Annotated in this window: 5 protein-coding genes; 2 read left to right on the top strand and 3 right to left on the bottom strand. The window is 62.1% G+C overall.

Annotation, left to right across the window (positions count from 1 at the left end):
* Positions 1–170 precede the first annotated feature (170 nt).
* From EJ903_RS25870 to EJ903_RS25860, 3 genes are all read right to left on the bottom strand, one after another.
* Positions 171–782, bottom strand: coding sequence for a hypothetical protein (locus EJ903_RS25870; RefSeq protein ID WP_126620753.1), 612 nt, complete (start codon positions 780–782; stop codon positions 171–173).
* Positions 782–1,417: a ParA family protein gene (locus EJ903_RS25865; protein WP_126620752.1), complete on the bottom strand. Its 636-nt coding sequence runs from the start codon at positions 1,415–1,417 to the stop codon at positions 782–784. The genes EJ903_RS25870 and EJ903_RS25865 overlap by 1 nt, the downstream gene beginning before the upstream one ends.
* Positions 1,418–1,500: 83 nt before the next feature.
* The gene (locus EJ903_RS25860; protein ID WP_126620751.1) at positions 1,501–2,487 is read right to left on the bottom strand and encodes a replication protein RepA; all 987 of its coding nucleotides are present in this window, start codon (positions 2,485–2,487) and stop codon (positions 1,501–1,503) included.
* A gap of 508 nt (positions 2,488–2,995) precedes the next feature.
* Here EJ903_RS25860 and EJ903_RS27110 point away from each other — a divergent pair.
* Both EJ903_RS27110 and EJ903_RS25855 read left to right on the top strand, forming a co-directional pair.
* Complete coding sequence (locus tag EJ903_RS27110) at positions 2,996–3,142, top strand: hypothetical protein (protein WP_158628020.1); 147 nt, start codon at positions 2,996–2,998, stop codon at positions 3,140–3,142.
* A complete protein-coding gene (locus EJ903_RS25855) occupies positions 3,126–3,839 on the top strand; it encodes an IS6 family transposase (protein ID WP_126620750.1) in 714 nt (237 codons plus the stop codon). Before EJ903_RS27110 ends, EJ903_RS25855 begins: the two co-directional genes overlap by 17 nt.
* The last annotated feature ends 1,614 nt before the right edge of the window (positions 3,840–5,453 follow it).

The raw sequence follows: 5,453 nt of genomic DNA, 5'->3' as shown, positions 1-5,453 counted from the left end.
CTTCAAGGCCGGACACATGACCGCACCCGACCTTTTCGCCAAGTCAGTTCTCTTTTCCCTTGCGCCGCAGCGGTCGTCCACACATGACGGTGCCAGGCGCGCGGTCATGCCGTTCCATACCCCGAACAGACCACCTCGGAAACCACGGGGCAACAAGTTGACGAGGCCTTTTAGTCAACTAAAGTGGCCAGCTTGGAACGGGCCTTTTCGAGGCGCGCTTCCAGATCGGCTATCTCGGCCTCTAAAGTCTCTCGCTCCGTCATCCGCAGCGTCGGTCGGCGCTGCCTCTTTATGAATTCTTTAACCGCCGCTTGCCGGACGCCCGGCTGCAGCAAGCCTTCGGCCCTGGCCTGCTCAGCCTCCTGCTCGGACAGGTCGGCCAGCAGATAGACCGTTGTATAGCCAGTGCTCTCCAATTCCGGCGGCACCTTGTTGTTGGAGATCGCCCGATAGGCCGTCATCATTTGAGAAAGAGCGGCAGCGCCGACGTTGTGCGTGGCGGATAGCCGACGGACCAGGGCCGCCCGGCCTTCCCCACCAAGCATATCATCCGCTCGGTCCAGAAGAGCCCCTATGCGCATGTAATGCTTTTTTGATGCGGCAATCTCAATCGAGAGGGCATCGAAGAATTCATCCACAGTCATCGGCTTCGGTGGCGCAGATGGCAACACCTCAACGGGCGGTGTCGTCGGACGAGCGGACGGCAGGGTCGCCGCCGCCGGTTCGAGCATGCGCTTCAGTTCGTCCGCGTCGATCCCTTCGAGTTGGCGCTTCCGAGCCATCACCGGGCCCCTAGCAGGCGTTCGGCCTCGCGTGCGACTGCCTCGATCTCGCCGGCCGCAGCGTTGTCGCCAAGCTCAAGCGGCGTGGCGGCCTGATACCACGCGGCCTGGTAGATCGCCCTTAGCGGGAAGTCGGCATCGAGCGTCGGAATGCCCAATACGGACAGTTGCCCGCGGCTGTGAGTAGTGACCGATGCGCGGCGATTCACCTGGGTCAGCACAGCGGCGTGCGGTATCGACCGGCCGGACAAGTCGGCGGCGTTTTGGATCTGCTGCTGGGTACGCCCGGCCTCAATTACGTCCCCCTTCGCCGGTCTGCATGGAATGAGCACGGCGTCGGCCACACCGACCGCGTAAAGCAGCCCCCGTGCTAAGAAGCCTGCAACATCGATAATGACGACGTCAGAATTTGTTTTTGCGCTTCGCGCTTCGGTAATGACATCCTCCTCGCCGACTGCTCGACATGTGAGCCTATCATCCGCGCGCTTGCCGATCCAGCTCATCAGGTTCCGATTCGGATCGGTGTCGAGGCAGGTCACGGTCTTTCCCTGTCGGCACCACCAGTCGGCGAGGCACACGGCAAGTGTGGTTTTTCCAGGGCCGCCCTTGGTGCTGGCGATGGCGAGGATGGGCATCGGGTTCCTAGCGGCTGCGTGCAGTGCCGGATGGTGCGCGAAAGGAGCGGGTCGAGTCAACGGGGCTGCGGGTTGGAACTTCCCTACGCCGACTTCCCGAGCAGCCGCTCGGGGACCGGTGGCCGCGACGGGTGCAGGATCAGCCCGCCCTTGTCGTCAGCTTCCTCGACATTGGCTTCCTCATAAACGGACAACGCATAGCGGAGCGCTGTGCGGAACTCCGGTTTGAAGGCCCGCAGGCGGCTGCGGTAGATGGCGTCGTCCTCGTCACGCCGCCCGGTTCCGAACTGCTCGTAAAGCGCGACCCAACTGACCGGCGTTGGCTTTTCAAGGACGTGCAGGCGATAAGCCAGCCAGATGTAGACGTCGATGGCCGCGCTCTTCCCCGAAATAGCGCGGATCGCAGGTTCCCAGACTGGTACTGGATGGTCCTTCAGCATGCGGAAAAAGCTATCGGAGAGTTGCACCGTGTCGTCCCAGAGCAAACCCTGGCCATCACCCGCCCGCAGGTTGATGGCATCGCGCACGATGCTGTCGTTTCGGTGTCCACTGGCGAGTGAGCCCTTATATGGGCTGTCGTAGTCAAACGTCAGCTTGCACCGGCTGATTCGCTCCGCTTGGTTCTTGACTTCGCGGTAGGTGGCACCGCCGGACGAAATATCCATCCGCTCCAGCCAGTTGTTCATTGAACGCCCCAACTCCACGACAGGGGAGTTGTTGCGCAAGGCTTCTGTCTGTAGGTAGAGCAGGATAAGGCGCGCCTTTGCTCCGTAGGGGACGCCGATCAGTTCGTAATCGTTGACTGATCGTGGGTTTTTGACGCGGGGGCGGCGTCCTGGCTCGATTAGCAGGGACATGCTGCCATTGGAGCGGACCCAGGGGAGGTCGTCCGGCAGACGGCGGTGTGGCAAGGATGTCATGCAGAAACCGGAATAGGTGATTCCGGTTTCGTTGCTTTCTTTTTCCAGGATCGACGAGGCCACGTGAAAGTACGGGATTTCGTCTTGGTTGATCATCAGGCGGGCGGCGTCCCGGCCATGCGCCCGGATCAGCTTATGGACCGTCGCCATGTCAAACCCCCATCATCTTGTGACTAGTGGACCACGGAGGCCATCATCGTTCAATTCGGAAGATCCCTACGCAAGCTATTTGAGAGTCTAATTGCAAGTATCTATTTGTTTGGTAGGGAAGTTCCGGTGGATAACGCGAGTCGCGTAGGGATATTCCGAAGACGGCGTAGGGATGTTCCGGACATTGTCGGTGGGCAAAGCAGCCGAATCGGAGGGCGTAGGGAAATTCCAAAGTGCGGAGATTCGCGCTACGATTCGCCGACGTCGTAGGGAAGTTCCAACGTGTAAAGCCATACGCGCCGACTGAACGGAATGTTTTGGCTCAACATCAGCGTAGGGAAGTTCCGCACAGTACGGGGATGGATTGCGGTTTGGGACGGTCGGTGTGGCGCACAGGGAAGAGCATGCTTTGAAAGTTTGTTGCGCGTTGCAGTGCGCCCTCAAGGGGCGGGACAGCACCCGAAGCAGGGCCGTATCTACGCGGCTCTCGTGACGAGCGGAGTGTGCGATGCCCAGCCTGTATCCCACCGACCTGCCGGATGAGCAGCGGGCGCTGATCGCGCCCATGTTCCTGCTGGGCGGCATCGTCAACTTGTTGCCCCCAGTTGCGGAGGTGGTCCGTGTGGGGTATGGAACGTATGACGACGCGCCTTGATCCCCGCTACGCTGGCTACCGCTATCCCGCCGAGATCATTGCCACGGCGGTGTGGCTGTACGTCCGCTTTCCGCTCAGCCTGCGGATGGTCGAGGACCTGCTGGCGGCGCGCGGCAACACGGTGAGCGATGATTCCGTGCGCCAATGGGCCCGGAAATTCGGTCCCGAGATCGCCACCCGGTTGCGCCGCCGGGCACCGCGCCGGGGCGACAAGTGGCACCTCGATGAGGTCGTCCTGACCATCGGCGGTCGCAAACATCACCTTTGGCGGGTTGTCGATCTGGACGGCTTCGTGCTCGACGTGCTGGTTCAAAGCCGACGCGACACCAAGGCGGCCAAGCGTTTGTTGCGCAAGCTGTTGAAGCAGCAGGGCCAGGCACCGCAGGTGCTGATCACTGACACGCTGAAGTCCTACGCCGCTGCCAAGCAGGCGATCATGCCGGGGGTGGAACACCGCCAGCACGAGGGACTGAACAACCGAGTCGAGAATTCTCACCAACCCACTCGTCGGCGCGAACGGCAGCGAAAACGCTTCAAGGACCCCGGCCAAGTCCAGCGCGTCCACTCCATCCACGATCCGATTGCCAACCTGTTTCACCTTCGTCGCGACCACCGCACCGCTGCCGACTATCGGCATGCCCGTACCCAGGCGTTCCAGGTCTGGGCTGCGGTCGCCGACGCGCCGATGGCCGCGTAATCACCAAACTGTTCCAGGCCCCTGCCCCTTCTCTCTGATCGGCCATCAACAAGTTGACTGCGCCCCGCTGTCAATGCCGTCGAAGGCGGCATCGCGCCCGCGGTCCCCGGTGGATGTCGAAGAACGCGACTCCCGAGCGCCCGTCCTGCACGCGCGAGAGCATGCCGTCGGCTCCGCAGCTGCCATAGAAGAATTGGAGGAACTGGTCGACGATGCCGTCCGCGTCTGCGAGGAATGCAGTGGGATGCTTTCGGCGCAGCCAATCGCCAATAGCGCGAGCCCAGGTGGACCTGGCCGTTCCACCTTTGTCGCTGACGACAAGTAAGAGCGTCTTTGTCGTTCACATATCCTCTCGAAATGCTGCGTTGTCGGACGCGGACCGGAATGCATCCCGCACGGGCGGTGGTGCGGGCGGCACCTCAAGTAGCCGTGGGGACGTTGCCTCCGGCGGAACGCCTGGCGGATGGGAAGGGGGCGAGGGGCGCTGCTTGCTGGCGGAAACGGAGCGGTCCCGCTCAGGACCAGTCCGGCGCTGAGCTGTGCGCGGCCTCCCGGACGCTGACTTCTCGCGGGGCGGTGCGACGTACTTCCGCAACGTGGACGCTGCGACGGAACCGAATGCGGCATCGATCTCGGAGAGCAGCGTAAGAATGTCGCCATAGCTGTAGCCCTTGCCGAGGGACGCTTTGATTTGTGGTTGGAGACGCTGCACGGCCTCACGGATGGGAACTGCCTCGGGCTCCTTTGGGTCAAGCTCGGTGAGCCGCTTCGCGGCCTCTTCCAAGACGGAAATCTTCACGGCTTTGGGCATGTTTTCTGTACCGCGCTAATGATCGCCTGGTGAGGAGACTAGGGCACCACCGCACGGTAAGTCTCCCCTGGCTAGATTGCCCGACAACGAACATATCGCCCGTGTGATGGAAATCTGCGGTCACCGGCGGGTGCAGCTCGATTGCCAGTCATAGGATGCGTGCCACGCACTGCGGCGGACCCGCAATGCGATACACCACGGATCGCTCAAGGTGCGGCGTCGGCTAAGGTAGGGCGCAGCAACGCGACAGGCGCTGGGATTGTTTGGGGAATGCAAATGGAATGACGGTGGGAACAGCGTGGCACGGCACGCGACGCGCGCTGAGATCGGTTTGGGAGTGCAAACGGAACGCCGTTGGAAATGGCGTGGTATGGCACGCGACATGCGGCGGGATCAGTTTGGGAATGCAAACGGAACGCCGTTGGGAACGGCGTGGGACGGCATGCGACGCGCGCGGAGATCGGTTTGGGGATGCAAATGAAACACAGTTGGGAACGGCGTGGCATGGCACGCGACGCACGGTGGGATCAGTTTGGGAGTGCAAACGGAACGCCGTTGGGAACGGCGTGGTGCGGCACGCGACGCGCGGTGGGATCAGTTTGGGAGTGCAAACGGAACGCCGTTGGGAACGGCGTGGTGCGGCACGCGACGCGCGGTGGGATCGGTTTGGGAGTGCAAACGGAACGCCGTTGGGAACGGCGTGGCGCGGCACGCGACCCTCTGTGCCAATGACGGTGAGACATCAGCCCGGCTGAAGTTTAAGCTCGAGGGCGTAGGAAATTCATCGCGTGACCATGCCCAAC

The sequence above is a fragment of the Azospirillum griseum genome (genome assembly GCF_003966125.1).
GTDB classification, from domain to species: domain Bacteria; phylum Pseudomonadota; class Alphaproteobacteria; order Azospirillales; family Azospirillaceae; genus Azospirillum; species Azospirillum griseum.
This window is presented reverse-complemented; position numbering and strand designations above follow the sequence as displayed.

Excerpts from the sequence above, each read along its gene's own strand:
- EJ903_RS25870 (WP_126620753.1), bottom strand. The coding sequence starts at position 782 with ATGGCTCGGAAGCGCCAACTCGAAGGGATCGACGCGGACGAACTGAAG.
- EJ903_RS25865 (WP_126620752.1), bottom strand. The coding sequence starts at position 1,417 with ATGCCCATCCTCGCCATCGCCAGCACCAAGGGCGGCCCTGGAAAAACC.
- EJ903_RS25860 (WP_126620751.1), bottom strand. The coding sequence starts at position 2,487 with ATGGCGACGGTCCATAAGCTGATCCGGGCGCATGGCCGGGACGCCGCC.
- EJ903_RS27110 (WP_158628020.1), top strand. The coding sequence starts at position 2,996 with ATGCCCAGCCTGTATCCCACCGACCTGCCGGATGAGCAGCGGGCGCTG.
- EJ903_RS25855 (WP_126620750.1), top strand. The coding sequence starts at position 3,126 with ATGACGACGCGCCTTGATCCCCGCTACGCTGGCTACCGCTATCCCGCC.